At 35.2% G+C, this 2997-nt stretch carries 1 protein-coding gene and 1 pseudogene; both read left to right on the top strand.

What is annotated here, in order from left to right:
• Positions 1-455, top strand: a pseudogene (locus AAC053_RS13860) (efflux RND transporter periplasmic adaptor subunit); the annotation flags it as partial.
• Between the two features lie 71 nt (positions 456-526).
• Positions 527-2997: efflux RND transporter permease subunit (locus AAC053_RS13855; RefSeq protein ID WP_339757871.1), on the top strand; the 2471-nt coding region annotated here is incomplete at its 3' end.

Here is a 2997-nt window from a genome sequence, read left to right as displayed (position 1 = left end):
CTAATGTTGTTAAAGGCAAAAAAGTACAAGTTGAGCTTCCTATTTTAGGAAAAACGATAGAAACAAAAATTCGTCAAGCTGGTGATTTTATTAATCCTGCAAACCGAACATTTAAAGTTGAAGTTGAAATACCTAATAAAGATAAATCTATTAAACCCAACCTATCTGCTCGACTAAAAATTAACGATTATACCAACGAAAAAGCCATATTAATTCCACAAAGTGTGGTTTCTGAAAATTCAGATGGAGAACAATACGTGTATGTCCTTTCAGACAAAGACGCTCGAGGTATTGGTACAGCAGAACGTGTTATCATTAAAACAGGAAAAACACAAGGCGATATTATTGAAGTTTTAGAAGGACTTAATGATGGAGCAGAGATTATTAAAGAAGGAGCAAGAAGCGTACGAGATGGGCAGTCTGTAGAGGTACTTAACATAGACGAGAAGAATTAAAAGCCTATGCTAATGGCACTTAATCTTCAAAACATCAACCAATAATTCAAACGTCTAAAACATAAAGACAAATGACTAAAAACAACAAAAAAAACACCGAAAAGGAATTTGGATGGTCATCGTGGGCAATTAATAATAAAACCACAATGTATGTGCTTATTGCTGTCTTTTTCTACTTGGGTATTTCGGCTTTTTTCGACATGCCACGAGAAAACTACCCAGAAGTAAACGAAACCAAAATATATGTAAGCACTGTTTTTCCAGGCAACACAGCTGAGGACATTGAAAAACTAGTAACAGACCCACTAGAAGACCAGCTAAAAACCGTTAGTAATGTAGTAGAAATAACCTCTACCTCAGCCGAAGATTACTCTATGGTAATTGTTGAGTTTGACGAAAACTTAACCGTTGAACAAGCCAAACAAAAGGTGAAAGACGAAATAGAATCTGAAACTGCTGGCGAGGATTGGCCAACATTTAATGGTGCAAAAGTAGAACCTGATGTGTTTGAGTTAAGCCTTTCAGAAGAAATGCCAATTCTAAACATTAATATTTCTGGTGATTATCCTGTTGAAAAACTTAAAGATTATGGTGAATACCTTCAAGATGAAATTGAAGACTTACTAGAAATTAAAGAAGTTGCTATTCGTGGTGCTCAAGAAAAAGAAGTTGAAGTTGCAGTAGATATTTATAAAATGACCGCAGCTAAAGTAACCTTTAGCGATATCATTAATGCCATAAATGGTGGAAACGTAACTATGTCTGCTGGTAATATCAAAGCGAGTGGGCAACGTCGCACCATTAGAGTTTTAGGTGAAATTGAAACACCTTCAGAATTGGAAAACTTTGTTGTAAAATCTGAAAACGATTATCCTATCTATTTAAAAGATGTTGCAACGGTTAGCTTTAAAGAAGAAGACAAAACCACTTATGCACGTGAGTATGGACATCCAGTAGTAATGCTCGATGTAAAAAAACGTGCTGGTAAAAATATGGTGGATGCTGCAGAGCAAATTCATACTATAGTTAAAGAATCTAAAGAAAATGTTTTCCCTCAAGATTTAGACATTACCATTACTAACGACCAATCCTCAGTTACTATTGGTCAAGTTGATGATTTGGTAAACAATATCATTTTTGGAGTTATTCTGGTAGTAACAGTTTTAATGTTCTTCTTAGGATTCAAAAACGCCATATTTGTTGGGTTTGCAATACCAATGTCTATGTTTATGTCACTCATGATACTTAGTATGTTTGGTATTACCCTAAACACCATGGTATTATTTGGGCTAATTATGGGACTTGGTATGTTGGTAGACAATGGTATTGTGGTTGTTGAAAACGTCTATCGTTTAATGGACGAAGAAGGCATGAGCCGAATTGAAGCTGCTAAAAAAGGTATTGGTGAAATTGCCTTTCCTATTATCATTTCAACAGCAACTACTGTGGCTGCCTTTATTCCATTAGGGTTATGGCCTGGAATTATGGGAGAATTTATGATGATTTTACCTCAAACACTATCTATAGTATTAGGGTCATCATTATTCGTGGCTATTTTCTTTAACTCTGTTTTAGTATCTCAATTTATGAATACCGAAGACAAAGACATGCCACTTCACAAAATCATAAGAACAACAATTATAATGGCTGTTATAGGTCTTATTATATTTATTGTTGGTGGAGAATACAGAGCTTTAGGAACCTTAATGATATTTACAGCTGTTATGCTTTGGGTGTATCGATTGTTTTTACGTAAATGGGCAAATAATTTCCAAACCAAAACATTAGTAAAACTAGAAAACTGGTATGAAAGACAATTGCGTAAAGCCTTAAAAGGTTGGCGTCCTTACGGTTTAGCTGTCGGAACATTTTTACTGCTTATTATTGCTTTTATAGCTTTTGGAGCTTCATTAGCTACCCAACGTACCAAAGTAGAGTTTTTCCCAGATAATATCCCGAATCAAATCATTGTTTACATTGAATATCCTGAAGGTACAGCTATTGAAAAAACCAATGCTATAACCAAAGAAATTGAAAAGATTGTTTACGATGTTTTAGATGACGACCAATATAAAAATGGCGATTACAACTTTATGGTTGAAAGTGCTGTATCGCAAGTTGGTGAAGGTGCAGGAAACCCACAAACCGATGGTGGTTCAGCTGCCGAAATGCCTCATAAAGCAAAAATTACCGCATCAATGCGTGAGTTTAAATATCGTGAAGGTGAAGACAGTGAGTTACTGCGTCAAAAAGTTCAAAAAGCTTTAGTTGGTATATTCCCAGGAGTATTAATTTCTGTAGAAAAAAATGTTGATGAACCTCCTGCAGGAGCACCAATTAATATCGAATTAGAAGGTGAAGACTATAACGAACTTATCAATGCTGCTGAGCAAATGCGTGAGTTTATCAACAGTAAAAACGTAGCTGGTATTGATGAGCTTAAAATTGATGTTAACAAAGACAAACCTGTAATGCGTGTTATTGTTGACAGAGAAAAAGCAGGTGAACTCGGTGTTAGTGCAAAACAAATTGGAGATCAATT

Source organism: uncultured Winogradskyella sp., from assembly GCF_963975125.1.
Taxonomy (GTDB): Bacteria; Bacteroidota; Bacteroidia; order Flavobacteriales; family Flavobacteriaceae; genus Winogradskyella.
The sequence above is the reverse complement of the archived record's forward strand: the minus strand, read 5'-3'. Positions and strand labels throughout refer to the sequence as shown.